Below are 26,673 nucleotides of genomic sequence, written 5' to 3'. Positions count from 1 at the left end.
TATTAATGATTAGTGATTAGTTATTAATGATTAGTGATTAGTTATTAATGATTAGTGATTAGTTATTAATGATTAGTGATTAGTTATTAATGATTAGTTAGTCAGCATAGTTAGTTTTTATTTAACGAGAAATCCAAGCCGGAGAATCATCTCTAGCTTGGATTTCTTCTGTTTTATCATCGAATGTTTGTCTTAATCTCAGTCTTAATCTTAATCATCATCCCTGTCATTATCATCATCATCCCAATCTCTATCGTGCTTCCACTTCTTGTCGTGCTTGTGATGCTTGTCGTGCTTGTGATGCTTGCCCGGCTTTCCTGGTCCGTGAGTTTCATGGGTTCCGCCTGGCCATCCTGGTCTTCCGTAGCTGCACTCAGGGCGAGGGCGGCGCTTGTCGTGTCCCCAGTTATGCTTAGGATACTTGGTGTAAATATGGTGAACATACACATGATTCTCCCAGCCGATAGGGCGATAGAAATAGTAGGAGTTCTTGAATCTCTTCCATTGTCTGGCGGTCATCATGCGCTTGAGCTGCTTGTTGCGGTAATGCCAGCCGTAGGCATCAATGTCGCGATAGCTTCGGATGCCATTGAGATAATTGAGATTGATGTTCAGGATGCTGTTGCGCTGGGCGCTGCTCAATCCCAGTTCCACCACCATCTTATCTGTGATAAAACGGGCTTCTGCCTGAATATTTGTCAGTCTCTGAGCATTCATAGATGTAATCATCATCCATACTGCTACCAATGTCATAATCATTCTTTTCATAACGATTTTCTCTTTAAAGGGTTATTACTGCATTTCTTTTTGTTTTCTTGATAGAAGAGGCTACTTGGTGCCGCTATCAACTTTTTGATGGTGCAAAGATAGGGAGAATAGCTGAAAACAACAAGGGGAAAACCATAATCTGATGTATGATTTTCCCTAAAAGCATCGGGGAGATTCCTGTAATAAGATTGTAGTATCTTTTATCTGCTAATTCAAATCCTTGTAACCTCATTGACACATAATATCCCTACCTTTGCACCCGAAATTTAACAGATACAACCCTGGAAGGGGAAAGGTATCATCAATATTTAATAATGTATTATAGTCAGATAAAGAAAAATGGAAAAGAAAGTATCGGGTAAGCATAGCAGCATGAATGGCTTTGCTATGATGAAAGGTAGAGTAGCTACTGTAGTTTTGGCTTCGGCTTTATTGTTGGGTGGAGGCTTGACGGCACAGGCTCAAAACGCAGCATTAACCACCTGCTCTCTGAGTGCAGCAACCGCCATTCCGCAGAATCCAAACTGGAAGGCGAATGCTGCCGAATGGCAGAAACTGAAGGGCGAAATCACCCTCTACATGACCAATGACATGGGCCGCAACGGCTACTACGACCAGAAGCCTATCGCCGAACTGATGGGCGAGATGGCGGGCACGGTAGATCCTGAATGCGTACTTGCCGTGGGCGACATCCACCATTTCAATGGCGTGGCTTCCACCCAGGATCCTCTGTGGCTTACCAATTACGAATGGGTTTATTCTCATCCCGACCTGATGCTCAACTGGTTCCCGGTTTGTGGAAACCATGAGTATCGTGGTAATACTCAGGTTTTTATGGACTACGGCAAGGTGAGCCGCCGCTGGATGATGCCTGCCAAATATTACACCAAGGTGTTCGATCACAAGGGAACCACCGTGCGCGTCATCTTCCTCGACACCACGCCCCTCATCGATTCTTACCGCAAGAATCCGGAAATCTATCCTGATGCCTGCAAGCAGGATGCAGAGGCTCAGCTCTCCTGGCTCGATGAAACCCTGAAGAATGCCAAGGAAGACTGGGTCATCGTGGTTGGTCATCATCCTATCTACGCCTACACCACGAAGAAGGAGAATGAGCGACTCGACATGCAGAAGCGCCTTCTTCCTATCCTCCATAAATATAATAATGTGGCGATTTATGCCTGCGGTCACATCCACAACTTCCAGCATATCCAGAAGAAGGGCGACAACATCGACTACGTAGTCAATTCCTCTTCATCTCTGGCTCGTCCTGTGAAGCCTATCGATGGCACCGTGTTCTGTAGTCCAGCCGATGGTTTCTCTGTATTTACAGCAGATAAGAAGCAGCTCAGAATGTCAATGATAGATAAGGATGGAAAAATCATCTACACGATTTCAAAGGCAAAAAAGTAAAAAGGTAAAAAAGTAAAAAAAGCTTTAACTCCTTTGCACCCCCGTTCCCAGCTATTCCATCGCTGGTCTCCAAGCTTTTATATTAAAGGTAAAAGGAGCTTTTTTGCGAAAAGAAACGAATGAAGATTTCAATAGCGATATAGATGAAAAGATTTTTACTGAGTGCGGCGCTTCTTGCCGCTGCGACTACCGCCATCCAGGCACACACGCTGGATGGTATAGTCAAGGATAACAAAACGGGCGAGCCCCTCATCGGAACCGTAATCCGGGTAAAGGAGCTGCCCAACGTGAGTACTACCACCGGACTTGATGGTACTTTCACCCTGCATGAATTGCCTGATAAAGGCAAGGTGACCATCATCGTTTCCTACATGTCGTACAAGACCAGGGAGATGGTGGTGGATGTGGCTAAAGACTTCTCCAAAGATGGAAAAGAGGGAAAGGATGGACAGTTGACCATCGCCATGGAAGAAGACCTGAAGCAGTTGGGCGAAGTGGTGGTTACCGGTCATCGTGAATACCGTAGCGACCGCAGCGCCATAGAATCCGTGAAGAATGCCGGCAACGTGCTCAACGTGATGAGCCAGCAGAGCATCCAGCTTTCGCCTGACGTCAACGTGGCGAGCGTTCTGCAGCGAGTATCGGGTGTAACCATGGAGCGTGATGCATCGGGCGAGGCTTCCTACGCCATCCTCCGAGGCATGGACAAGCGCTATAACTACACCCTGGTGAACGGCGTGAAGATTCCTAGTCCGGACGATAAAAACCGTTACATCCCATTGAATATCTTCCCTTCAGATCTGATGGACCGCCTCGTGGTTTCCAAGTCTCTTACTGCTGATATGGAAGGCGATGCAGCCGGCGGCGTGGTGGACATGGTGATGAAGGATGCCCCATCCCGTTTCCAGATTCAGGCGAATGCAGCCATCGGAGCAAGTGATTATTTCTGGAAGGATGGCAGAGATTATCTTACCAGCAACCGCTCTGATTATACAAAGAAATCTCCTTACGAGGCTTTCGGAAAAGACTATAAGGCACAGATGAGCGATTTCAAGAACGGTCCTGTTCTGTTGAAGAGCCATTCCATGCCATCTCCTAATTTTATAGGAGGCTTGAGCATCGGCAACCGCTTCTGGAACGACCGCCTGGGCGTGATGCTTGCCGGAAGCGTGCAGAATGTTTTCCGTGGCACCGAGCGCACCTACAATTCCGTAAAGATGGCATCGGGCGAGCAGGCCATGTACATTTCCAATTTGCAGCATCGCTACTACAGCATCCACGACCTTACTGCGGGAGCTCATGCCAAGATAGATTTAACCCTGCCTGGCCACAAGCTGGAATGGTACAACATGTATGTGTACACCAATTCCAAGGGCATCAGATACAATAACAGCGTCAATACCGAATACATCGGAGCCGACAGCTACACGCAGGACGATGAAGTGCGCTCTCTTTCAACCACCCAGAGCATCTTCGCCACCAACCTGAAGGGTACGCATCATCTTGCCAAGGATTTTACCATAGACTGGTCGGGCGTATTCTCCCAGGCTAAGGAGGAAGATCCGGACAGAACTTACGTCACCCTGACGAATACCGTGAGCAGAAAAGCCGAGAATGGCGGCGATGCCGTTTCAGGTTCCATCTGGGAAGGCGACAAGAACATCACCAAGACCCTGCCTAAGAGTGCCGAACGCCGATTCCAGCACAACAAGGATACCGACTGGGCGGGTTACATCAACCTCTCTTACGATACCCATTTCGCCAACTCTGTGGAGGCTCTCTGGAAGGCGGGCGCACAGTATCGCAGAAAGGAGCGCAGCAACAGATATTATTCTTACATATTCAATCCTGCCGACATCTCGCAGCGATTGGATGGCAACGGAATAGATCAGTTTGCTCACATCGATTGGGTTTGCAAGACTCCTTATTCTCAGGCTTCGCAACTCAACTACGATTCCAAGGAGCACATCGGCGGAGCCTATGCCATGGTAACCCTGAAGAGCGAGGTGGGCGAACTGAATGCCGGTTTCCGTGCCGAGCACACCAACCAGATTTACACCATGCTCCAGCACTTCCGCAACATGGGACAGGTGGGCGAGCAGAGCTACTGGGATTATCTGCCATCGGCATCCATCAAGTGGACGCCAACCAAGAAGATGAACGTGCGTCTCTCTTACTATCGCTCCATCAACCGTCCGGGCTTCTACGAGATAGTGCCTTATCAGATTCAGGGCGAGGAGTATCAGGAAAAGGGTAATCCAAACCTGAAGCGTGCCCGCATCGACAACATCGACCTGCGCTGGGAGTGGTTCCCAAGCAAGACCGAACAGATTCTTGCCGGCGTATTCTATAAGTATCTGAAAGACCCTATAGAGCAGGTGTTCGTAACATCGGATGGCAAGATTGGCGCCGGAACCGATGCCTATTACATGCCTGACAACCTGGGTAATGCCAAGAACATGGGCTTCGAAATCGACGTGATCAAGTACATCCGCCACTTCGGAGTAAAGGCGAATTATACTTACACTCATTCTGAAATCACCACCTCGAAGCGTGAGTACCAGGAGGGTAGTGCCGAGTATAAGACGGGCGTAACCCAGACCCGTCCGCTGGTTAACCAGGCTCCTCATACCGCCAACATCTCCTTATTATATAAGGATACGGAGCATGGCTGGAATGCGCAGCTTGCCTCTTCCTTCACGGGCACCAGGCTCGCCCTGGTTTCTCCCTTCAAGGATGCCGACCAGTGGGACAAGGCGATGTTCGGTCTCGACCTGAGTGCCGAGAAGCAATTCAAGAACGGCATCTCCATCTTCTTCAAGGCAAACAATCTGCTCGATGCCAAGCGCGAGAGATACTTGAAGACCGTGAACAAGAGCAACCTGGAGTATGAGGGCCAGAAGAGCGATAAGACCATCGTAGGCACTTATCAGTATGGCAGAACCTTCCTGCTGGGAGTAAGATACAAATTATAAAAGGTAAAAAGAAAAAAAGGTAAAAAATGAAAAAGATAAATACTTTAGCTTGCATGCTTATGATGGCAGCAGCTGCAATGTTCTCCACATCTTGCGAGAACGATAATATCAATCCATACGATTACGTGAATAATGGCGGTAATGGAAGTGATGGTAATGAGAACCAGGGTTCTAAGGATGTCATCACAACGAAGGTGGCAGAATATCCCGTAGGTTCTGTGGTTTGGACCAAGGATACCACCCTGAGCGAGAGTGTAGAGATTCCTGTAGGAGCATCGCTCTATATTGAGCCGGGCGTAACCGTCACCTGCAAATCTGAGGTTCAGGTGCCGGTAGAAATCGTGGTATTGGGCAATCTCTATTGTATGGGAACCGCCGAAAAACCAATAGTCTTTACTTCTGATACCAGGAAGCCTGCTGATTGGGGCGGCATCATCTGCGGATATAATTCTGAGGAGGTAGTGCTCAATCACGTGGATGTGGCCTATGCCGGTGGTACTCCTACCGAGAGTTCAGCTTCTTTCCAGAACAAGCTTTTCAAGACCACCATCGATGGCGGTGTGCCAGCCTTCCACTTCTGTAATGTAAACGGCAAGTTTGTGATGACCAACAGTTTCTTCCATGACAACTACAACGACCAGACTTACTTTACCGGTGGTAACGGCGTGATTATCAACAATATCTTTGCCGATAGCGGAAATGCAGCCGATGGTGGCGAGGCCATCAACGTAAAGGCAGGTTGCAAGCTCGATGTAGCCAACAACATCATCTACAACGCCTGCACCAACGCCTTCAAACTTTCGAATGCCGGCAATAGCGAGGTAATCCCTCTCTCTGAGATGACCGTCTATAACAACACCATCATCAACTGCGGCTGGCGCCGTTCCAAAAACAAGAAGGGTGGTTCTGTCTGGGTAGAGAAGGCAGCGAAGCCAGTCTTCGTGAACAACCTCATCTACGATTCCCGTTTCGGACTGAAGCAGCCAAAGAAGGATGGTGCTGATATGGAGCACAGTCGTCTTACCCCAAACTACTACTTTGCATCTACAGAGACAGGCGTAGCGCAGATGGCGAAGGATGCAGAGCTCGGCATCTGGTTTGATACCGATATCAAGAGTAGCGTGGCAGGTCAGCTCAACCCACTCTTCAAGAGTTTCAAGCAGAGCGAGAAGATGAATATCAATTGCGAAATTGATGATGTAGCCCAGGGTGCTCCATTGGCATTCGACAAGAGCTGGAATTTCGAGTATCAGGCAGGCAGTCCTGCCCTCTCAGGAGGTGTAACCGATTTTGCCCGCCTCTTCCCACAAGGTCTGCCATTCTTCGGCATGAAGCAGGTGAATTTCCTGGATAAGAATAACGACCAGAACTATTACTTTGCCGCCCCATTGCCAAGCGCAAGATTCGGAGCATGGTTGTAATATCAGTCTGTTTTTATATCAGATATCCATACTTCTTGAGCGCTTCCTCTACCTTGCTTTTATAGATCGTCTCCACCAAGAGGATGAAGCCCTCAGCCTTCAGCGTGTACTTGCGGATGGTAGGGTCGGTGAGGATGATGTGCTGCAACTCCTTGTCGTCGGTTGGAATCTGCAGCAGGGAATACTTCTTCTTTGGTGCCTTCATCGGCTTGCATCGCTTCTTGATGTCATTGAAGAACTTTGCCCAGTTGTCGGGCAAGTCCTGGGAAGAGATGTATTCCTTGAAGAAGTCAATCTTGCTGTTGATGTCCTGTAGCTTCTCACAACCATTCAGAAAACTCTCGTAGCTCACCTTGTACATTTTCTTGGAGATGGCTGTCGCCATGTTGCCTAGGAGCGACTCGTACGGATTGTTGTCCACCAGCGACTTGATGATGAGGCGTTCTGTGTCCAGTTCGAAGTAATGGATATCTGCCTCCTTGGTGCGCACATATTTCCTCTTGATGCCCAGGGCATAGAGCCCCAGGTTGGTGAGTCGTACATAAGCCAAGGTGTCATAATAAGAGGTGGCTCCCTCGTCGGGCTTTTCCTTGTAGGCTATCTCCACGAAACCGAATGCAGCCATCATGAAGAGTGCCGCCTTGAGGTAAGGGTAGGTCAACTCTTGGATGGTGTCATCGCAAAAGAGTTCTTTGCCATCATATTCATTACAGAAATTGGCCTTGAGGAGGTCTGAGTAGTAAAGCAGCAAAAATTGACTCTCTGTGTTTTTGGGACTCACTCGGCAATGGAACAAAAGTTTGTCTATCGGCAACCAGCCTTCTTTGTGGAATTCCTTCAATACCGACTGAAGAACGTTTATCTGATACCCACAACTGCAATAGTCGAACATATTTTTTCTGAATCCTGTGATGTGTGGCAAAAGGACAGGCATCAGGTACTCTTGCATTTCATCCAGGTTCTTGAAGAGATCCTTCAATAGGTCTTGTTTCTCCGTCAAGTCGTTGTTGTACAAGTCCATGCAATAGATGGTGTAGAAATTGAGCACAAACGAAGCGCAGATGTTGGAGAAATATTTGTTGCCATCCGTGAAAAATTCAGGGAGATTGAGAAGCTTGGATTTCTTCTTCAGTTCGCTGGCTGGCAGCTTGTTTCGTCCCAGGTTCAGCTGTCCGCTGTCGAAGAGTGAAGACATGATAGGTACGACGGTGAAAATCGTATTCTCACCGCTATAGGTCTTGTATGCTTCCGCATCAGGCAACTCCTCGCATTTCTCGATATTCATCAACTCTGGGAAGAGAATAGGCAATGTCTTTACATAATAAGACTTGTCTGCCAATTCAAGGTAATAATTAGAGCGCCCGTATGTGTTCTTGTTAGGAATTGGCGCTTTTGCCTCTTTGGTGCCATACCAGTTGCCAAGTTTCTGGTTGATCTTAGGAGCGTCCCAGAAATGCCTGCTCTCTGTGATGCTAGGTTCGCCGAGAATCTTGGTTGCGTCAGTATGTAGGATGTAATGGTTGGCGGCAGTCTGCTTGAAGAGTTTTTTTACAGGTTCCGACCATTCGTCGTAATATAGGGAGAAGTTGTTGGTATGCTTCATGATAGCAAGAAACGCTGCATAATCCTTCTTCAGTTTCTTCTTGTTGGATAACATAAGCGTGATAGGGGCTGGCTCGTATTTCTTGCCGTCCTTGTCCAGTGCCACCAATTTGTACTTCTTAAAGGTTTCACGCACGCCGTAAGCTGCTTCCTGTAGTTTACTAAAACCATATCCGTGCATGAGGGTACTTATTATTTGTTCATTCTCCGTCCCTTCCGGAACGTATATGGTTTTCTCTGGTCGCTTGTCGTTTATGTCCCAGAGTGTTGTTTCTGTTGCCATGTCTTGTTTCTATTATGAAATGATGTTTTTATCCCAGAATGAAGTTGATGTCATCTTCCGACAGATGCTTGGAAGATGAACTGTCGGCACCTATCAAGCCCTCGAAGAGCTCGGCCTTCTGTTGTTGCAGGAGTTGTATCTTCTCCTCGATGGTTTGCTGGGTGATGAGCGAGTAGCTGAGTACCTTTGCCTTCTGTCCGAAACGGTGCAGACGGTTGATGGCTTGTTCCTCGGCAGCCTTGTTCCACCATGGCTCGAAGATGAACACGGTGTCGGCGGCTGTCAGGTTCAAACCCACGCCACCCGTCTTCAGCGTCATCAGCATCACTCGGCATTGTGGGTCGTTCTGGAATCGCTCCACGATGCTCTTGCGGTCTCTCGTTGAACCTGTCATGCAGGCATAGTCCACACCGTTTTGGTCCAGTCGCTCGCTGAGTTCTTCGATACCTGCTATGAAATTGAAGAATACCATCACCTTGTGTCCGTTGGCCACGGCTTCGAGGAGGGTGTCGGTCAGCAGGTCGAGCTTAGGCGACTTGATGTGTCCGTCGCTGAGGCTCTCTGGGATGGAGGCGATGCGGCGAAGTTCGTTGAGTGCCTGGAACATTACAAACTGCGACTTCTGAATGCCCTCGGCGGCTATCGTCTGGCGCACCTGGTTGTAGTAGTACTGTCTTCTTCGCTCGTAGAAGTCGTGCTGCTCTGGACTCATCTCCACGAAGAGGGTCTGCTCGATGCGGTCGGGCAGGTCTTTGAGTACGTCCTTTTTCAGTCGGCGAAGCATGAACGGGAATATCTTCTTGCGGAGGCTCAATAGGGTGTCCTTGTCGTTGTCGCGCTGGATAGGACCCGTGTAACGGCTGTTGAAATCGTCCAAACTGCCAAACATCGTTGGGTTGAGGAAACGGAAGAGCGAGTATAGCTCCGTCAGATTGTTCTCCACCGGCGTACCACTCAATGCCAGTCTGTGTTCGGCATGGAGTACGAGGGTGGCTTGGGTGGTCTGCGTGGTAGTGTTCTTGATGTTTTGGCTCTCATCGAGAATCACATAGTGGAACTTCTGCTTGGAGTAGGTCTCGATGTCGTTGCGCACGATGGCGTAGGTGGTCAGTATCACCTGGTGCTTCATCGCCTCCTTGATGTCTCGGTCGCCTGCATAATAGGTATAGACAGAGAGTTGTGGGGCGAACTTCTTCAACTCGTTCTGCCAGTTGAAGAGCAGGCTGCGAGGCATTACGATGAGCGTAGGTTTCTTCACCTTCGGATAGATGAGGGTGAGGACACCGATGGTCTGCACGGTCTTGCCGAGACCCATGTCGTCGGCGAGACAGCCTCCCAGGTTGTTGTCGTAGAGATATTTTATCCATTTGATTCCCTCTGCCTGGTATGGGCGCAACTGGGCGTTCAGTTTTGGTGCCTTCAGGGTTTCCTCGGCAAGGTGGTTGAAGCCCTCGTACACTTCACGGTGATGCTTGAACGCCTCACCCTCCAAAGGCTCGTTGATGAGGTCTTCTATCTCAGGCAGGTCGAAGAACGACACCTTGACCTTTCCATCCTTGTCCTTTTTCTTGAAGATACGTTCCAGACGTCGCATGTATCCGTCCTCGATGATGGCACGGTTGCCGTCCGACAGCTGGATGTATTTCTTCTTGTTGTATTGCGAGAGGATTTGCTGGAGCGAGAACTGTTCGCCTTCGAGCGTGATGCTGGCGTCGCCCTCCAGGAAGTCGATGCCTGATGAGAGGCTGATGTTCAGCTTAGGCGTCATTGGCTTCACCTTGTACTCACGCAGTTTCTCGGCACCGATGAGCTGGTAGGTTCTCAGCAGGGATGGGAGCGATTGGAGCAGGAACGGACCTGCCGTTTCCTCGGGGATGATGAAGAGATGGTCCTCCACATACACGTCCTTCTGTGCCGCCTTGCTAGGGGCGTATTGTATGATTTCCTTTCTGAGGTTGTTGGTGATTTCGTCTATTGGCAGATGGGCGAGTCGCTTTACCACAATCTTTTGGTCGAGCGAGAGTGATGCAACCATGCTCAGGTCGAACTGCTGCACGAAATCGAGCGGCAATCCCTTGTATGATTCTACGAGTCGAAGGAACAGGGTCTTGTCGGCATCTATCTTCTCAAACGAAAGAGAAGGGGTAGGTACGATGTCGGTGTCGGAGAATTCCACGGTGTAATACTCGTAAGTCACCTGCACGCTTTCGATGAAGGAGAAGAATACGGAGAGGTATTCTTCCAGCATATCTTCGGTGAAACGGGTGGTAAAATAGCTGAGTTGCTGATAGTTGTCGCCGATAGGGGCGATGGTATAAATGACATTGTCTGACAAGACGAAACTGTCTGACAGAAGACTGAAATACAACTTGTTGGCTTCGTATTTCTTGGCTCCGTCATATTCTTCAGCATCCGAAGAATCCTTGGCGGCAATGATAAAATGCGGTTCGATGTTGCGGCCGAATTTCTTTAACACCAGTTGGAGCACAGAGGTGTCTGGGTGAACGGATATGGCGTGACCCTTCTCATCGATGAGGTTCTTGCAACGGATGAGCTGGTAGAGCAAGTGAGGGTTCTGGCTGAGGCTCACGTCGGTAGCCTCGCTCTCGTCCCAGGAGATTTGGAAAGCCATCTCCTCCTTGATGCTGTCGATGCTGCGCAGGAGTTGAGCCGTATCGCCCGAATAGTAATGATAGTCAGCCTCCACCGGCTTCAGTTTTTTATCTACCGGGATGATGAAAGTATCGTTTTCCCCAGTTCTTATCATGAAGAAAATCTCCTTGCCCGTCATCGTCTTGCCGCTTTTGGCAATGGTGATGGGTTGGAGCTTCTTGAATTGTGTCAGAAAATCGCTCATCTTATTTTTCTGTTTTGATTAAATTATTGTGTCAAAATCTTTATTTGCCTACAAAAATACAATAAATATTCGGAATATGCAAGCTTTTATTTGTGAGAAGTAAAATATTTGCTCGAAAAAGTGAAAAATATGAGGGAAAGTTTTGTTATGATAGGATAAAGTTTTCCTAATATCGAGAAAAATTGAGGGGATTGCAAATCCCCCAGCTTTAAAATAAAGTGTTAATCTTATGCTAGCCATGGATATTCTGCAATTAGTTCTTTTTCAAATTCTTCTGCATCAATATATTGTCCATTCTCATACTCTTCCTCAATAGCTTCAATCCTAGCCACGGCTTCTTCTTCATTGGCCGGATGCCAGCCCACTGGAATCTTATTCCAGTCAATATCTTCTTCTGCACATTCATCCTCGGGAAGTGCCATGGCGGCATTTCCGTGATAGGCTGGTGCAGACTCTGCTACGAAAGCTGCATCTTTCTGCTCTTCTGGCAATGTATATCTTTTCTCTTTCATAAGCTTGCGTATTTAATCTGCTGCAAATATACGTTTTTTATCTTAATGACGCAAGAAAAAATGGAAAAACTTCAAATTTTAACAAAAATATAACGCATAATTTGTTGGGTATTCATAAAAAAATGGTAATTTTGCAACCAGCAATTGAATACAAAATCAATATTAAAAATAAAGAACTATGATTAGATTAAATGTGTTTTTTGAGAAGAAGGAGGAGGTAAAGGTTGAGGAAATCAACGCTTTGTGTAAGGAACTGGTAGAGAAGTCCTTGAAGGACCATGGCAATATTGCCTATGACTATTTCACCAGTGGAACTCGTAATGGGGTGATGATGATCTGCGAGACATGGGAGAACGAGGAAGTTCTGAAAGCTCACATGGCTTCTGAACATTTCACTACATTGGTTCCAAAGATTGAAGCTCTTACCAAGAACGGCTTGAAACTGGAGCAGTTCACTTTCTAAATCTTTTCAGACATCAGCCAGTGATGATACATTTTCTTCTTCATCACCGGCTGATGTTCTTTGTTCGTGAAAAGGGAAGTCGCCGGCTGACTTCTCTTTTCATCAACTGAATGATTTCTTATTTAACTTCTGTGAGCTTACCCGTCTGGGAATCGATGATGTAACCATGCAGATTGACATCTTTTGGTACAAGAGGGTGAGTACGGATGGTATTAATCGTATTTCTTACAGAATCCTCGGTGTCGTGGAAGCCCTCCAGCCAATGGTCTAGGTTGATGCCGCAAAGTCCGATGGTGTCGATGACATCCTGATGGATGCCGCGCTTGAGCATCAATTCCTTCATCTGCTGTCCGTTCATGTGGCAGGCACCGCAGTTGGAGTGGGCGATGACCATGATTTCCTCTACACCCAGTTCGTAAATGGCAACCAGGAGGCTGCGCATGGCGGAGTCGAATGGACTGATAACCAGTCCACCTGCATTCTTGATGAGCTTGGCATCTCCATTCTTCAATCCCAAGGCTGCTGGCAGAAGCTCTGTCAGGCGGGTATCCATACAGGAAAGGATGGCAAGCTTCTTGTCTGGGTATTTGCTCGTAAGATACTTCTCGTAGCCCTTATTGGCTACAAATTCCTCGTTGTACTTGATAATTTCCTCTATAATCATAGTAGTGCAAATGAAATGTGAAACGAATTTTTCCTATTTCTCAGGGGTAGGCTTGAGATAAGTCATGAATTTCTCCGGCTGATAGTTGAGAATCAGTTCTTCCGGGAACTCTGCTTTCTCTACCAGTGGCATGATGTTGCTGTAGTCGGCAATCATGGTAGAGAAGTGGGCATCACTTCCGAAGATAACTGGTGTCTCGTATTTCTTGGCAAGTTCCAGCAGTTCCAGGTTATTGGGAGCTGCCACCGTCTTGTGGCGGATGGGAGCCATGGAGTGATTGTTGATTTCGAGCAAGGTATGCGTCTCCTTGGAAACCTTCATCAGAGCCTCGAAGTCCAGTTCTGCCGTTCCATCTCCAGGATGGGAGATAATCTGCACGAATGGATTGCGCATGGCATTGATGACACCCTGCGTGTTCTCTTCCTTGGTTCCTCCCTGCCAGCAAAGGCTATGAATGCCAGCGATTCGAATATCAAGCATGCGCCAGTAATCCTCATCGAGGTCAATATCGCCTTGGGTATTGAGGATGTTGAGTTCTGCTCCCAGCATCAGCTTGATTCCATAGAGCTGACGGGGAACGCAATGCAGGTTTCTAAAATAGATGGGATCACAGGTGCCCGGGATATGTGGTCCGTGCTCTGTGATTCCCAGTATTTCCAACCCCTTTTCTTTTGCAGCCATGGTCATTTCCTGCAAACTGCTGTAGGCATGACCGGATGCTATTGTATGTGTATGAACGTCTAATAATGTTTTCATACTGCAAAGGTACGGATAAAGTTTGAAAAAGCAAAGATTCTTCGGGCTTTTTCTCTTTTTCGGGTTGTTTTGGGTAGCTGGATAGCAAAAACGGCTGCCAGTTTATAAGAAACTGACAGCCGTAATGATAATAGGTTTTATTTCGCAAATCCTTTCTTTTTCTTCATCCTCTTCCCCACGAAGTTCCAGGAAGGCATCTTCTTCAGGGTACTTCTCACGGGCTGTACATCCCAGAGCAGGAAGATGATCAGCACGGCAATGCCGATGAGACAGGTGATGCCATAGAGATTCCGGATGCTGAGCATCAGAAGATTGGTGGCATCGTAGGGCAAGCCGCGCGACATGTTGTCTGCCATCTGATAACGGAGCCCGAAACTGTATAGGCCTGAGCACATCGCCGACATCGGACCGTTGCGGATGATGCCTGCCATCGTCAATCCCATGAAGAAATGCTGGAACGGCATCAGTTCTTCCAGATACACGGTGAGCATGCAGAAGAAGATGGCGTTGCCGAAGCTTCTGAGAAAACAGGGCAGATAGAGTGCCTCGATGTTGAGACCCGGATTGATGAGGAAATACATCATCACAGGATAACATACCATCGTTGCTACACCTATCGTGAGCAGACGGGTGTATTTCTGACAGAGCACCTTGCACCAGAAAAGGCAAAAAAGGCAACCGGCAAGGGCACCCACCCATTCCACGAAGTTGAGCACATTGGTTGTGATGGCACCGAAATGCAGCACGCCACCCGTAAAGGCGGTTTGCAGCACTTTAGGCGTACTGCCCATGAACTCTACGAAGGCGAAGAGGATGAGCAGTGGGACGAGTCGCTTATACTTCCACGCCGCCGGCTCGATGTAAGGGTGACGGATGTGGAGCATTCGCTGGATGCAGAAATATCCGGTAAATATAAAGAGCAGTACATCCATCTGCATGATCTTCGAATCGAGCCAGTTGTAGTGCTCGCCATAGGTGAAGAAGAAGATGAACTCCAGCATCCATGCCGACCACAGGATGCAGCCCAGATAGTCGATACTGATGAAGGGCAGGGGTTTCATGAAGCGGAAGTCGTGGGTGGTGACATACACGATGAATGCCACCAGAAGCAGGGCTCCCGTCATCGCCCAGTTGATGATGCGCCAATCCTGATAGATGTAAATCAGGTGTTCGGTGACCCAGGGCGAGAGGAACATGTTTCCCAGCACGATGCAGTAGAGCAGGGGGAAGAAGATGGTGAAATCGCGCTTGGAGGTCATCCACAACTGGATGGTGCTCATACATTCGAAGGTTCCGCAGAGCTTGAAGAAGCCTGCGATGTAAGCGAGAATGCACATCAAGGGTACCGAGTCGGTCCACATGATGAGGAAATTGCAGGTTGCCACTACCAGTGCCGCATTCAGCAGGAGCTGGCGGTTGGTAAAGTGGAACTTCATCTTGAAGAGGAAGGGGAATGGCATCGCCACGCCCACCACGTTGAACATGATGATCATGAGCACGTCTTCTCTCATCAAACTGTATTCGCCCATTACCTGGCTCATGGCTCCTCCATAGATTCCGCCCGACATCAGGAAGATGAAGGCGAAGAGGAGATAAATCCATGGCTGTAACCGGCGAGGAATATATCCATTGAACGATGGAACCTGGAAGGGGCCCTGAAGCATTGGAGGTCCTGGCATTTTCTATAATTTATAGTTTATAATTTATAGTTTATAGAACATTCTATTTAATGTGAACCTTGGTTTCTACATTCAGTCCGGCACGGAGCAGGGCTATCTGTTTCGGGTCATTGTCCTTGGTAAGGGCGATGCGAACAGGCACACGCTGCTCTACCTTTACGAAGTTGCCGGTGGCATTATCCACAGGAATCATGGAATAGGCATTGCCGGCTGCGGCAGAAAGGGCTTCTACCTTGCCATGGAATACTACACCCGGGATGGCATCGGCGGTGAAATCTACTGTCTTGCCCACGGTGATGCCGTCCATCTGAGTCTCACGATAGTTGGCTACCACCCAAACATCATTGTCATCCACGATGCGGGCGAGCATCTGACCAGGCTGTACCAGCTGTCCCTCGTGAATATCCTTTCTTCCCATCACGCCATCGCAGGTTGCCACGATTACGGTATAGGAAAGGTTGAGGCGAGCCAGGTTGAGCTGTGCCTCTGCCACGCTCTCTCCGGCACGTGAACCGCCGAGCTGCTGGGTCTGTACATTGCGAACCGATGCGGCACTAGCCTTGCGGCTGCTTGCCTGCTCATAACGCGCCTTGGCTCCCAGATAGCGGGCATAGGCATTGTCGTATTGCTGACGGGTTACCGCATCCTTCTTCATCAGGGCTGCAAAGCGGTCGAAGTCCTGCTTGGCATTCATCATATCCACACGAGCCTCCTCGATGCCGGCAGCCGCTGTCTGCACATTGGTATTGGTGGTGCCCATGCTGGCGGTTACTACCGAAGAACTTGACTTGGAGCCACGCAAGCCGGCTTCTGCCTGAGCCACATGCAGACGGAACTCTGCATCCTCGATGATAACAAGGGTATCGCCCTTCTTTACGTGCTGATAGTCGTTGAAACGAATCTCCTTGATGAATCCCGGTACACGGGTATTGATAGGGGTGATATGGCGGTTTACCTGTGCATCATCTGTGTAAGCCACATCGCTGCCATGATAGAAATGGCTGAAGCACCAGCCGATAGCTCCCAGGAAAAGGAGGATAATCACTACATTATATATTCTCTTGATAATCTTCTTGCTCATAATTTTGCTAGTTTATTTTATAGTTTTTGAAGAGCAAATGAATTGGCTTTCCCTTCGGACGCCGAACGTTGTTTCTTCACTCTTCGTTCTTCACTTTCTAAATCTCTCCTGCCACGTACTTCATGCGATAGTAGGCATAGACGATGTTGATGCGGGCATCCACCTCGCTGAGCTCGGCATTGAGCTTGAGATTGGAGGCATCCACCATGTCTGTAACCAGAGCGAGCTGGCTGAGATAGCGGGCATTCATCACGTCGTAGTTCTGTTGTGCCAGTTCCACGCTCTTTCGCTGCGTTTCCAGTTCTACATAGGTTTGCTGATACTGCAAGTAGGCAGCCTGCACATTATTGTTGAGCTGCTCTGCCTGAACGGCATGTGCCTCTTTAGCCTGTCGGGTCTCTACGGCTGCCTGCTTGATGCGTTTGTTGCTCTTGAAGAGAGAGCTGAGGCTGTATTTCACGCCTACGCCCACATACCAGACGTTGAGGTTCTTTTCAACAGGTGGCAATTCGAAGAGGATAGGTCCGTCGAAGTTGTCAGCGGCAACGAAAGCTACCTTTGGCAGAAGATCGCTCTTGGCTATCTTCTCTTTCTGTTCAGCGATGCGGATGGCGTTGTTGCTCTGCTCCAGGAGTGGAGAATTCAGGGTGCCTGCCGTCTGCCAGTAAGCCTCACCCTCCTTGCCGTAGGTCTTGTCGGCGATAGTAGCATCGGGGATAATCTGAATCTCCTGGCTTGTCTGGTTCATCTGGCTTCCTTCTTTCTTCAGGTATCCCAGGTTCATTCCTAGGATATTGCAAAGCTGATGGTTCAGGATGCTCCGGTTGTTTCGGAGCGCCGTCAGACCGAGTTTGAGACTTTCCATCTGGAGTTCGTATCGGGTGATGTCATTCTTCAGCGCCATTCCGTGCGTCTGTTTCTCCTTGATGTCATCGATGAGCTGGCGGGTCAACTCGATGTTCTTTTCATACACCTTGATGCGGTTGTCTATCTTATAGAGGTCGAGATATTGCCCCAGGGCGATGAAGCGGATCTGCTGTCGGGTGAGTTTCACGCCTACTTCTGCCTGCTGCTTTCCGAGTTCGGCGAGTTTGATACCTGCGTTGATGGCTCCACCGGCGTAAACCACCTGCTGTGCCTGGAAGGCGAAGTTGTTGCCGAAATGTGGGGATTTCAGTCCATGAACGTTGCTGAAGTTACGGTCGGTAATCAGCGCATTGCCGATGTAGCTGAATGAGAGGGAAGCATCGAGGTCGGGCAGTTTCTTGCTTTTGGCCGCTTCGATGCCGAGATGGGCTGCTTCTACTCCAGATAATGAAGTGCGGAGGCTTTTGCTGTTATCCTCAACCTTCTGGAAGAGCTGGCTGATGGTCATGTTTTCTTTCTTGCTGACGGGCAAGGAAGCAGCCGCTCCTACGGTGGTTTGTGATTGAGCCGAAGCCCAATGGGTTCCTCCTGCAAGCAGAAGGCTTACAAATAAGATGTTCTTAATCATTGATCATTACTTTTTGAATTTCGGGTGCAAAGGTACGGAGTTTTGAGCGAACAATCGCTTTAAATATTTCGCAGCGGATGGACGATTTGGGAATAATAGTTCTTTTATATCACATATTTTGTGTAATTTTGCAACAGAAATAGGAATAAAGAGATATAATAACTCTATATATAATAAGGTGTAGATGGAATTATCAGAATTAAGCAGTCAGCAGGAAGCAAGTCTTTTCCTCTCTGGTTTGGAGGAATGGCAGGAGGGTCCGCAAGTTTTGACTTACGGAGCAATATTGATTTGCCGAAAAGGAAAGGCGAGGCTGAATGTGAATTATAAGGATTGGGAACTTTATGAGGGGGCGGTGATTACGCTGTTCCCGAATGATGTAGTAGAATTGAAGGTTGACGGGGATTGCAAATCCCCTGAAACTGAAAACGGAGATTGCAAATCCCCTCAAACTGCGAACAATTTCCAAGCCGAAATCCTGAAATATAATCCTTCCTTGCTTCGTGAAGCAAGCTTGCAGCTGGAGCAGACGGTGTATTCTTCCTTGCGGAAAGACCGCTGCCGGCAGGATACCCCCGTAGTAACAAACATCATCAATGGGATGTTCTCCTTATTGAAGGTATATTTCGACCAGTCGGAGTGTACCTGCATCTCGCAGTTGGTATTGTGCCAGTTGAAGGCATTCTTCATCGGTTTTCATGAGTATCTTCAGCGCAATCCGCAATACCGGCCAGATGAAGTAAAATCGTATCGCGTAAGGGAACTGTTCAATCGGTTTATGATGCTGCTGGAGAGGGATTACAAGATATCAAGGGATGTGAACTATTATGCTGCCCAGATGAATATCTCTTCGAAATATCTGACCAACATCGTGAACCAGGTGACGGGGCATACCCCCAAGACCATCATCGGTCAATACGTGATTCTGCAGCTCAAGCTGCATCTTAAGCGAAGCACGCAAAGCATCAAGGAGATGGCCTGGGAGTTTCATTTCGCCGACGTCAGTTTCTTCTGCCGATATTTCAAGAAGCATACAGGTCTGACACCACAGCAGATAAGGTCGTAATCACAAACTGCAGTTTTGCTCTGATTTCAGCTTCTTCAATCTTGCCGATGTGTTCTGGGGAGAGAGCCTTGAGTTCTTCGAGGCATCCCATCTGCATCATGGAGGCGATAGGGAGGAGCTTATGTGCCGTCTTTCCTATGCGGTCGGTAGATAAGGATTCCTCTTCTACTGCCTCTTTCAGATTCTCAAGGTGTGCGGCAAGTTCCTGCTTCACGGTATCGAGAATCTCTTTTGCCGCTTCTTCGTCGCCTCCGGCAAAAGCGAGGAGCGAATCAAGCTGAGGCTTGGATTGGGACTCTATTCCTAGGATATCGGATAGCTTCTCTATGCTGAATGGCTTGAACAGGCAATCGTCGAAGCCGGCTTTCAGAAGCTGTTCCAGGATGCTTGTATCGTGAGCTGTCATCGCTACCACCATCATATTGGTATGGTTGATGTGGGCAATCATATCCATGCCGTTCATCTCCGGCATTTCGATATCCATCAGCATCAGGGCAGGCTGTTCGTTATGTAGTGTGGTGAGGGCATCCATCACATGGTTGCAGGCGAATACCTGCCAGGTGTCGCCTATGATGCGGCGCAACATCTCCTGGAGAAGCTGGAGCTGCAGCTTGTCATCATCCAGAATCAGAATCTTGTGGTTGGCAAATTCCGGCTTCTTCTTTATATCAGTAACCTGATGGCTGCCAGAATTCTGTCCTTCTTTATCTTGAGCAGAATCGAGAGAAGAATCATGCTTGACTTCTGATGGAGCCATTTCCTGAGACTCCTCCATTGGTGCTGGCTCGATAGGGATGGTGACGATGAAGGTAGAACCTTTGCCCAGAGTAGAGTGGAGGATGATTTCTCCACCAAGCAGCGAAACCAGTTCCTGGGTGATGGACAATCCCAAACCGGTACCCTCGATGCCCTGGGCGCTCTTCAATCTCGTAAACGCCTGGAACACCTTCTGTTTCTCCTCATCGGTCATTCCCTTTCCCGTATCTTTTACGCTCAGGGTAAGCGTAGGCTTGCCCAGAATTTCTGAAACCTGTGCCTGGATGGTAACGTTGCCCCGGTCGGTATATTTGATGGCGTTGCTTACCAGATTATCCAATATCTGACGAATGCGGAAGGCATCAGCACGGAAGAATTTCTTCTTCATTGGAGAGTCCGAAGTTCCCATTCCCTTTATTTTGCATTCGAACGAAATCGCCAGTCCTTTCTCTTCTGCTCTCAATTTCATTCCCTCTACCGATTCTGCTACCAGTTGTGCCGGTGAGAAAGAGGTAGGCTGAACCTTCATCAGTCCGTTCTCCAACTGATGATAATCGAGCAGCGAGGCAACGAGATGTGAAAGATGAGCGGCAGAGTTCTTGATGTTCTGGAGGCATTCGATGCCCTGAGGATTGCTGACGTAATCTTTCATCAGATCGATGAAGCCCGAGATAGAGGCAGCTGGCGCCTTGATATCGTGGGTGATGGTGAGGAGCAGGCGCTCGCGCTGGTTCATGATACGCTGGATTTCCTCATTGGCAGCCTCCAGGTTTTCCCTGTAGATACGCTCCTTTCTGGCATCGCGCCAGATAAACCAGATCATGATGACGATGGCAAAGAAGGCTACGATGGCGAGCAGTTCCATCTGCCACAACAGATGCTTTCTTGCTTCCATCGCCTTCTCGATGGCTTCCTGCATGTTGTCTTTTTCACGCTGGTGTACATCGCTCAGATGTTTGGCGGAGCGCAGGGCGAGTTTGGCACTCACCATCTTCAGCTCTTCCATCTCCCTATTGATGCTCTGCTTGTGGTCTTGCGTTTCTACTTTCTCCTTCTTGTCTATCTGTTCTAGGATGTTTGCCACGTTTTCCGCCACGTTTACTGGGGTGGTAACTGAATCGATGACAGCCCGGTTGCTGTCCTGTTTTACGCTCAAGGTTTCGGCGTGCTCCTTCTTGAAGGCATCGGCGAGTCGGCGGAAGAATCCCCTTCGGGTCTTCAATACCTCTACCGTAGTCTTCTTCGCCTCGTGGGTTTGAGGTGCCTTGGAGTGAACCAGTATGGAATCCTTTCCCGTATTCAGATTCTTCACCTTATTCTGCAGATAGTTTTGGGTAGGTCTTCCTGCCATGACATCAGACAGTTGTTTCAGGTTTCTCTGCTCCTCTTTGAGCAGGGAAGAGATGGTACTATCGGCGACACCCCTTTTCTGGATATACTCGCGCGAAGCTTCATTGATGGCATTGATGCTCTTGGTGTTGCTATACACCAGACTGATTGCCAGAATCATGATAATGGCAATGGCGCTATATCCGAGGGCTACCTTGAGAGGAATATTGTTCTTGTGCATGAGAAATCGTTTAAAATGATGAGCAGACTGATATCTTGCTCAATAGATATTTGTTTGCAAAGTTAATGCAAAAAAATGATATTAGAAAACAAAAGGGCTAAAAACAAGTCAGGAGACCAATGAATTCTATCATTAGTCTCCTGCCTGATTGAAAGCGACGCGTAATTACTAGTGTTATTCTATCTTTTCCTCAGTTAATTACTATTTTTTAAAGGTGATATTACTCTGCTACAGTAGAATCTGTTGCTGTAGAGTCTGCTGGAGTCTCTGCTGGAGTTTCAGCTGGTGTCTCTGCAGGAGTCTCTTTCTCTACTGTTGTGTCTGCTGGAGCAGCTGGTTCTGCTGGGGCTACTGTGTCAACTGGAGCTACTGATGAAACACTTGCCATCTTGTTGCTGGCGAATACGTTGCTAACTGATACCATTACCATGGCAGCGATAGCTGCGAAAACTAACTTTTTCATAATCTTTTGTTTTTTATTGTGAATATTATATTTATTACTTTCTTTGTGAACAGCCTTGCTTGCGTTACCGCTCATTGGCGTGTTCACTTTCTAATATCACAATCTGCGTGCCAAAAAACAAAAGAGTTATCTAATAGTTTGATTATCAGTAGTAAATGCTTTTTTGTGCCAGAATTCTATATTGTGGAAACTGTGGAATTAGTGTGGAATTATTCCCCAAAAAAATGGGGAATGGTCATCAGATTCCCCATTTTCCCATATCATCAAAAGCCGTACTTCTTTCTATCAGATACCATATTTCTTCATCTTATTGTAGAGTGTCTTTCTATCTACGGCGAGCAATTGTGCAGCCTTGCTCTTGTTGCCGCCTGCTGCTTTCAGCGCAGCTTCTATTCTCTGCAGTTCCGTTTCCTCATCGTGCAGGGCGGTAGGAGCTTGTGGCTGGATATGCGCCATACTCTGTTCCAGTTCTGTTACTCCGATGTATCTTTCGGTGGCGAGCAGAGTAGCTCGTTTCATCACATTATTCAATTCTCGCAGGTTGCCCGGCCAGTTGTAGGCGGCAATTCGCTCCTTGGCTTTGCCGTCGAGTCCTTCCACATTTCTGTTCAGCTCCTTGTTGGCGTGCTTGATAAAGAGGTCGGCAAAGAGGAAGAGGTCGGCACCACGGTCTTTTAGCTCCGGCATGTAGATGGTAAACTCATTGATGCGGTGGTAGAGGTCTTCACGGAAGTTGCCTTCTGCCACGCGTTGAGCCAGATTCTCATTGGTAGCGCATACCAGTCGGATATCGATATCTATTTCCTTGTTGCTTCCCACCGGACGGATTTTTCTTTCCTGGAGGGCACGGAGCAGCTGCACCTGTACTTCATAGTTCAGGTTTCCCATCTCATCGAGGAAGAGAGTTCCTCCGTTGGCAATCTCGAAAGCACCCTTCTTGTCCTGGTCTGCTCCCGTAAACGAACCCTTCACATGACCGAAGAATTCTGATGCCGCCACTTCTTTAGGGATGGCACCGCAGTCGAGTGCGAAGAAAGGTTTGTTGGCTCTTGTGCTGAGTTCATGGATTCTTCTAGCCACATATTCCTTACCTGTACCGCTGGCACCCAGGATGAGTACCGACATAGGGGTAGGGGCCACCAGCGAAACGAAACTGTAGAGCTTGCGTGAAGCCTCGCTTTCACCTTCCAGGTATTTGGGTACATCCCCATTGGCAGATGATGCCTGGTTTCCTGCCTGCTTGCCAGGTGCTGCGTCTGTAGGAGTAGAATTTGTGTCTGTGGAACGCTGACTATCTGCTGAGGTTGCATTCGAATCCTGTTTTTTCGGAGTCTTGATTGCTTCCTTGATCTTATCCAGAAGGATTTCCGGATGGAAAGGTTTTGCCACATAATCGGTAGCGCCTGATTTCATAGCGAGCACCACATTCTGAATTTCTGCATAGCTGGTCATCACGATGAAAGGCACCTGCACGCCATGCTTTCTCATCCATTGCAGCAGGAAGATGCCGTCGTGATCGGGAAGGCGGAGATCTGATAATACCAGATCGAATCCTCTTTCTGCCTCCTCGCAAACCTGTATGGCGACCTTGACCGAAGTAGCTTTCTCCACCTCGAATCCCTTCTTTCTGAGCCATGTCTGAATCATGGTTCCAAATGCGATGTCGTCTTCAACTATTAGAATCTTTTCCATGTCTTTGCGATCTTACTGTCTTGTTGTATCTTTCTTACTTGTATCTTTGTCTTCTAAAAAGATAGTGTTGTTTCAGAGTGCAAAGTTAGCACTAATATTTGGAATCAGCAAGGAAAAAGGGCTTAATTGTTTTAATGAATCGAAAAAATTAGGAAGTAATCACATAAAAATGGAAACTAGTTGAGCTTTTTAACACTTCATCTATCTCTGAATTCAGGAAAAATATGTATTTTTGCATATTAAAACGAATCTATATAATATTTACGTACTAACAATAGTAGTTATGAAGAAACAAATACTTACATTGGCCATGCTGTCCGCTCTGGTGCTCTCAGCTCACGCCCAACAGCCAGCCAATCAGCTGTTGCCTTATCAGAACCCTAACCTTTCTGCCGAGGCAAGAGCCAATGACTTGCTTTCACGCCTGACCCTGGAGGAGAAGACGAAGCTGATGATGGATGCTTCGCCTGCCATCTCCCGACTGGGTATCCCTCAGTTTCAATGGTGGAACGAGGCTCTGCATGGTGTGGCACGCAACGGATATGCCACGGTTTTCCCTATCACCATGCACATGGCTTCTTCCTGGGATGATGCCTTGCTCTATCAGGTCTTTACTGCCGTAAGCGATGAGGCGAGAGCCAAGGCGCAGGTGGCGAAGAAGTCGGGTAATGTAAAGAGATATCAGAGTCTGAGCTTCTGGACTCCGAATGTCAATATCTTCCGTGATCCTAGATGGGGACGCGGACAGGAGACTTATGGAGAAGATCCTTATCTCACCACACGTATGGGACTTGCCGTGGTGAATGGTCTACAGGGACAGTCGTTTGACGGCAAACCGCTGGCGGCTCCTGGCGTTCCGGCTTCTGATCAGTCTAAGGCTCCCCAGTATGTCAAGACGCTGGCTTGTGCCAAGCATTTCGCCGTGCATAGCGGTCCGGAGTGGAATCGCCACGTCTTCAATCTGGAGAATCTGCCAGCCCGGGATTTGTGGGAGACTTATCTCCCTGCCTTCAAGTCGCTGGTACAGGATGGACATGTGGCTGAGGTGATGTGTGCCTATCAGCGTATAGATGGTGCTCCTTGCTGCTCCAATGCCAAGTTTGAGCGCCAGATTCTCAGAGAAGAATGGGGATTCAAGGGATTGATTACTTCCGATTGTGGAGCAGTCAACGATTTCTATATGCCGGGCTATCACGGTACGGCAAAGACTGCTACCGAAGCAACCGCCCAGGCTGTGAATGCCGGTACCGACCTGGAATGCGGCAGTGCCTATCGTACTATTCCGAAAGCTGTGAAGGCGGGAATGATCAATGAAGATAAGGTAAACCAGAGCCTGAAGCGCCTGCTGGTGGCTCGTTTCAAGCTCGGCGATTTCGATAAGGACGAAACGGTGGCATGGACTCAGATTCCAGAGAACGTCATCGCCTGCAAGGCTCATAAGGATCTGGCTGAGAAGATAGCTGAAGAAGGCATCGTACTTCTTCAGAACAGAAACCAGCTGCTGCCTTTGAACCGCAATCAGAAGATTGTGGTGATGGGACCTAATGCCAATGATTCCATCATGCTGCGAGGCAACTATTCGGGTTATCCTACCAGTTCTACTACTATCCTCCAGGGCATCCGCAACTATATGAAGGGGGCTGAGGTGAAGTATGTTCCGGCTTGTACCTTGACAAGAAACGAGGTGCAGGAAAGCCGTTTCAACCTCTTCCGTGAGGGAATGAAGGCCACCTACTGGAACAATCAGGAACAGAAGGGTGAGCCGGTGGCTACGGATGTGATGAAGACTGCCATCAATCTGAGCAATGGTGGTAACACCGTGTTTGCGCCGGGTGTGAATCTTACTCATTTCTCAGCCCGCTATGAGGGAGTGTTGACTCCTGACAGGGATGAGGATCTTACCATCAATATGGGTATTGATGACGGTTGCCGCCTGATAGTGGATGGCGATACCATCGTGAATATGCGGGAGTGCTGGGGCCGCGTGGCGCCTATCATCAAACCGCTCTCTCTGAAAGTAGGCAAGCCGGTTAAGATTCAGATAGATTATACCCAGAGGGAAGATGTGGCTGTGATGCAGTTTGATATCCTGAAGACTTCGAAGCCTACCAGCGAGCAGATCCTGGCAGAGGTGGGCGATGCGGATGCCGTGGTATTCGTAGGCGGTATCTCTCCAAATCTGGAGGGAGAACAGCTTGAGATTGAGGAACCGGGATTCAAGGGCGGCGACAGAACCGACCTGGAGTTGCCGAAGGCTCAGCGCCAGGTCATTGCCATGCTGCATCAGGCAGGCAAGCGTGTCGTCTTTGTCAACTGTTCTGGATGTGCCATCGCCATGGTTCCTGAGACGGAAAATGCCGAGGCAATCCTTCAGGCATGGTATCCTGGTGAACGGGGTGGTGAAGCTGTAGCCAAGGTTCTCTTTGGAGAGGTGAATCCATCGGGCAAGCTTCCGGTTACCTTCTATAAGAGTGTGAACGATCTTCCTGATTTCCTCGATTATACGATGAAGAATCGTACCTATCGTTATTTCAAGGGTGAGCCTTTGTTCCCATTCGGTTACGGTTTGAGTTATACCTCTTTCGAGTATGGCAAACCTACCCTGATGCAGGTGAAGAGCAGGAAGCGTGACGGCAAGGCTGCTGATTACAAACTGATGTTCTCCTTGCAGAATACGGGCAAGCGAGAGGGTACCGAAGTAGCGCAGGTTTATATCAAGCGCATGGATGACGTGGATGGACCTATCAAGAGTCTCAAGGCATTCAAGCGTGTGTCTTTGAAGGCTGGCGAGCGCCAGATGGTAAGCATCGATCTTCCTCGCAAGAGTTTCGAGGGTTGGGATGCCCAGACCAACACCATCCGCGTGGTTCCTGGCACTTATCAGGTATTTGTTGGCGGCTCCAGCGCTGATGCAGCCAAGACTAAGATTGAAGTGAAGGTCAAGTAAGTCTCTTTTCATAGAGCTTATCTTGGAATACTCAAAAAAGGCGATAGGTGCACTAACTCTTGAATCAATAAGATTTAGTACACCTATCGCCTTTTTTCTCGAATCAACCAAGAAAAAATCAATTTTTCTTTTGTATATTAAATGACTTTTTGCATTAATTTGTTAACAAAACTAAGTCATAGTTTTCTTTCCTGCAACTCATAGATTTCT

18 protein-coding genes are annotated in these 26,673 nt (G+C 48.2%); 6 read left to right on the top strand and 12 right to left on the bottom strand.

Features of this window, described 5'->3' with window-relative positions; all coding sequences use genetic code 11:
* Window positions 1-210: 210 nt before the first annotated feature.
* A complete protein-coding gene (locus AAAT87_RS05390) occupies window positions 211-768 on the bottom strand; it encodes a hypothetical protein (RefSeq protein WP_349225849.1) in 558 nt (185 codons plus the stop codon).
* A gap of 339 nt (window positions 769-1,107) precedes the next feature.
* Here AAAT87_RS05390 and AAAT87_RS05385 point away from each other — a divergent pair, with 339 nt between their 5' ends.
* From AAAT87_RS05385 to AAAT87_RS05375, 3 genes are all read left to right on the top strand, one after another.
* The gene (locus AAAT87_RS05385) at window positions 1,108-2,181 is read left to right on the top strand and encodes a metallophosphoesterase (RefSeq protein ID WP_349225848.1); all 1,074 of its coding nucleotides are present in this window, start codon (window positions 1,108-1,110) and stop codon (window positions 2,179-2,181) included.
* Between the two features lie 143 nt (window positions 2,182-2,324).
* Window positions 2,325-5,156, top strand: a complete 2,832-nt coding sequence (locus tag AAAT87_RS05380; protein WP_349225847.1) for a TonB-dependent receptor — start codon at window positions 2,325-2,327, stop codon at window positions 5,154-5,156.
* Window positions 5,157-5,182: 26 nt separating this feature from the next.
* Window positions 5,183-6,577 carry a right-handed parallel beta-helix repeat-containing protein gene (locus AAAT87_RS05375; protein WP_349225846.1) on the top strand — a complete coding sequence of 465 codons (1,395 nt, stop codon included), beginning with the start codon at window positions 5,183-5,185 and terminating at the stop codon, window positions 6,575-6,577.
* A 13-nt stretch (window positions 6,578-6,590) separates the two neighbouring features.
* Here AAAT87_RS05375 and AAAT87_RS05370 read toward each other — a convergent pair whose 3' ends face one another.
* The 3 genes from AAAT87_RS05370 to AAAT87_RS05360 all read right to left on the bottom strand — a co-directional run bounded on the left by AAAT87_RS05370 (window position 6,591) and on the right by AAAT87_RS05360 (window position 11,831).
* Entirely contained in the window at window positions 6,591-8,462 is a 1,872-nt protein-coding gene (locus tag AAAT87_RS05370; protein WP_349225845.1) for a hypothetical protein, read from the bottom strand.
* Window positions 8,463-8,490: 28 nt separating this feature from the next.
* On the bottom strand, window positions 8,491-11,319 hold the full coding sequence (locus AAAT87_RS05365; protein WP_349225844.1) for a DEAD/DEAH box helicase: 2,829 nt from the start codon (window positions 11,317-11,319) through the stop codon (window positions 8,491-8,493).
* Window positions 11,320-11,546: 227 nt separating this feature from the next.
* Complete coding sequence (locus AAAT87_RS05360) at window positions 11,547-11,831, bottom strand: hypothetical protein (protein ID WP_349225843.1); 285 nt, start codon at window positions 11,829-11,831, stop codon at window positions 11,547-11,549.
* Window positions 11,832-12,009: 178 nt separating this feature from the next.
* Here AAAT87_RS05360 and AAAT87_RS05355 point away from each other — a divergent pair, with 178 nt between their 5' ends.
* Entirely contained in the window at window positions 12,010-12,294 is a 285-nt protein-coding gene (locus AAAT87_RS05355) for a putative quinol monooxygenase (protein WP_203039408.1), read from the top strand.
* A 118-nt stretch (window positions 12,295-12,412) separates the two neighbouring features.
* On the opposite strand, the gene AAAT87_RS05350 is transcribed toward AAAT87_RS05355, so the two are convergent.
* From AAAT87_RS05350 to AAAT87_RS05330, 5 genes are all read right to left on the bottom strand, one after another.
* Complete coding sequence (locus tag AAAT87_RS05350) at window positions 12,413-12,955, bottom strand: beta-class carbonic anhydrase (protein ID WP_349225851.1); 543 nt, start codon at window positions 12,953-12,955, stop codon at window positions 12,413-12,415.
* A 36-nt stretch (window positions 12,956-12,991) separates the two neighbouring features.
* Window positions 12,992-13,714 (bottom strand): phosphatase, encoded by a 723-nt coding sequence (locus AAAT87_RS05345; RefSeq protein WP_295024703.1) that lies wholly within the window; start codon window positions 13,712-13,714, stop codon window positions 12,992-12,994.
* A gap of 137 nt (window positions 13,715-13,851) precedes the next feature.
* Window positions 13,852-15,393: a hypothetical protein gene (locus tag AAAT87_RS05340; protein ID WP_295024701.1), complete on the bottom strand. Its 1,542-nt coding sequence runs from the start codon at window positions 15,391-15,393 to the stop codon at window positions 13,852-13,854.
* Between the two features lie 43 nt (window positions 15,394-15,436).
* Window positions 15,437-16,477 carry an HlyD family secretion protein gene (locus AAAT87_RS05335; RefSeq protein WP_294806263.1) on the bottom strand — a complete coding sequence of 347 codons (1,041 nt, stop codon included), beginning with the start codon at window positions 16,475-16,477 and terminating at the stop codon, window positions 15,437-15,439.
* 94 nt (window positions 16,478-16,571) lie between these two features.
* Window positions 16,572-17,969 carry a TolC family protein gene (locus AAAT87_RS05330; RefSeq protein WP_295024699.1) on the bottom strand — a complete coding sequence of 466 codons (1,398 nt, stop codon included), beginning with the start codon at window positions 17,967-17,969 and terminating at the stop codon, window positions 16,572-16,574.
* Between the two features lie 184 nt (window positions 17,970-18,153).
* On the opposite strand from AAAT87_RS05330, the gene AAAT87_RS05325 reads away from it, so the two are divergent.
* Window positions 18,154-19,035 (top strand): helix-turn-helix domain-containing protein, encoded by an 882-nt coding sequence (locus AAAT87_RS05325; protein WP_349225842.1) that lies wholly within the window; start codon window positions 18,154-18,156, stop codon window positions 19,033-19,035.
* Here AAAT87_RS05325 and AAAT87_RS05320 read toward each other — a convergent pair.
* The 3 genes from AAAT87_RS05320 to AAAT87_RS05310 all read right to left on the bottom strand — a co-directional run bounded on the left by AAAT87_RS05320 (window position 18,992) and on the right by AAAT87_RS05310 (window position 23,516).
* Window positions 18,992-21,361, bottom strand: a complete 2,370-nt coding sequence (locus AAAT87_RS05320; protein ID WP_349225841.1) for an ATP-binding response regulator — start codon at window positions 21,359-21,361, stop codon at window positions 18,992-18,994. The genes AAAT87_RS05325 and AAAT87_RS05320 overlap by 44 nt on opposite strands.
* Window positions 21,362-21,581: 220 nt before the next feature.
* Window positions 21,582-21,824, bottom strand: a complete 243-nt coding sequence (locus AAAT87_RS05315) for a hypothetical protein (RefSeq protein ID WP_119249284.1) — start codon at window positions 21,822-21,824, stop codon at window positions 21,582-21,584.
* A gap of 285 nt (window positions 21,825-22,109) precedes the next feature.
* A complete protein-coding gene (locus AAAT87_RS05310) occupies window positions 22,110-23,516 on the bottom strand; it encodes a sigma-54-dependent transcriptional regulator (RefSeq protein WP_349225840.1) in 1,407 nt (468 codons plus the stop codon).
* A 283-nt stretch (window positions 23,517-23,799) separates the two neighbouring features.
* On the opposite strand from AAAT87_RS05310, the gene AAAT87_RS05305 reads away from it, so the two are divergent.
* On the top strand, window positions 23,800-26,463 hold the full coding sequence (locus AAAT87_RS05305) for a glycoside hydrolase family 3 C-terminal domain-containing protein (RefSeq protein WP_349225839.1): 2,664 nt from the start codon (window positions 23,800-23,802) through the stop codon (window positions 26,461-26,463).
* Window positions 26,464-26,673: the final 210 nt, after the last annotated feature.

This window comes from Segatella sinensis, from assembly GCF_040095255.1.
Lineage (GTDB): Bacteria > Bacteroidota > Bacteroidia > Bacteroidales > Bacteroidaceae > Prevotella > Prevotella sinensis.
Note: the sequence above shows the minus strand (reverse complement) of the source record. Positions and strands in the feature narration are given on the sequence as shown.

Excerpts from the sequence above, each read along its gene's own strand:
- AAAT87_RS05390 (WP_349225849.1), bottom strand. The coding sequence starts at position 768 with ATGAAAAGAATGATTATGACATTGGTAGCAGTATGGATGATGATTACA.
- AAAT87_RS05385 (WP_349225848.1), top strand. The coding sequence starts at position 1,108 with ATGGAAAAGAAAGTATCGGGTAAGCATAGCAGCATGAATGGCTTTGCT.
- AAAT87_RS05380 (WP_349225847.1), top strand. The coding sequence starts at position 2,325 with ATGAAAAGATTTTTACTGAGTGCGGCGCTTCTTGCCGCTGCGACTACC.
- AAAT87_RS05375 (WP_349225846.1), top strand. The coding sequence starts at position 5,183 with ATGAAAAAGATAAATACTTTAGCTTGCATGCTTATGATGGCAGCAGCT.
- AAAT87_RS05370 (WP_349225845.1), bottom strand. The coding sequence starts at position 8,462 with ATGGCAACAGAAACAACACTCTGGGACATAAACGACAAGCGACCAGAG.
- AAAT87_RS05365 (WP_349225844.1), bottom strand. The coding sequence starts at position 11,319 with ATGAGCGATTTTCTGACACAATTCAAGAAGCTCCAACCCATCACCATT.
- AAAT87_RS05360 (WP_349225843.1), bottom strand. The coding sequence starts at position 11,831 with ATGAAAGAGAAAAGATATACATTGCCAGAAGAGCAGAAAGATGCAGCT.
- AAAT87_RS05355 (WP_203039408.1), top strand. The coding sequence starts at position 12,010 with ATGATTAGATTAAATGTGTTTTTTGAGAAGAAGGAGGAGGTAAAGGTT.
- AAAT87_RS05345 (WP_295024703.1), bottom strand. The coding sequence starts at position 13,714 with ATGAAAACATTATTAGACGTTCATACACATACAATAGCATCCGGTCAT.
- AAAT87_RS05340 (WP_295024701.1), bottom strand. The coding sequence starts at position 15,393 with ATGCCAGGACCTCCAATGCTTCAGGGCCCCTTCCAGGTTCCATCGTTC.
- AAAT87_RS05330 (WP_295024699.1), bottom strand. The coding sequence starts at position 17,969 with ATGATTAAGAACATCTTATTTGTAAGCCTTCTGCTTGCAGGAGGAACC.
- AAAT87_RS05325 (WP_349225842.1), top strand. The coding sequence starts at position 18,154 with ATGGAATTATCAGAATTAAGCAGTCAGCAGGAAGCAAGTCTTTTCCTC.
- AAAT87_RS05320 (WP_349225841.1), bottom strand. The coding sequence starts at position 21,361 with ATGCACAAGAACAATATTCCTCTCAAGGTAGCCCTCGGATATAGCGCC.
- AAAT87_RS05315 (WP_119249284.1), bottom strand. The coding sequence starts at position 21,824 with ATGAAAAAGTTAGTTTTCGCAGCTATCGCTGCCATGGTAATGGTATCA.
- AAAT87_RS05310 (WP_349225840.1), bottom strand. The coding sequence starts at position 23,516 with ATGGAAAAGATTCTAATAGTTGAAGACGACATCGCATTTGGAACCATG.
- AAAT87_RS05305 (WP_349225839.1), top strand. The coding sequence starts at position 23,800 with ATGAAGAAACAAATACTTACATTGGCCATGCTGTCCGCTCTGGTGCTC.